Source organism: Bradyrhizobium cosmicum (genome assembly GCF_032290525.1).
Lineage (GTDB): Bacteria > Pseudomonadota > Alphaproteobacteria > Rhizobiales > Xanthobacteraceae > Bradyrhizobium > Bradyrhizobium cosmicum_A.
In genome coordinates this window covers 1-249 of the sequence record NZ_JASXTA010000443.1, presented here as the reverse complement: position 1 = coordinate 249, position 249 = coordinate 1, and the positions used below count along the sequence as shown (strand labels likewise).

Here is a 249-nt window from a genome sequence, read left to right as displayed (position 1 = left end):
ATCCGGAAGGCTACGGCGCGGGGCATCTCCCGAACGCCGTCAACGTCCATGAAATCTTCACCTATCTCGCGACCTCGACGCCGGAAGGCATTCACGAGCTCAAGACGAAATTCGCCGACGCGTTCGGCGCCGCAGGCTTGTCGGGCAAGGAAACCGCCGTCATCTACGAGCAGTCGATGAATTCCGGCTTCGGGCAGTCCTGCCGCGGCTACTATCTTCTCACCATGCTCGGCTATCACAAGGTCAAGG

The 249-nt window shown here is 60.2% G+C and carries 1 protein-coding gene; it reads left to right on the top strand.

Annotated features, from left to right (window positions below; genetic code table 11):
• Positions 1-249, top strand: a 249-nt coding sequence (locus tag QSV46_RS40505; protein ID WP_314964328.1) for a rhodanese-like domain-containing protein, incomplete at both ends; no start/stop codon positions are given.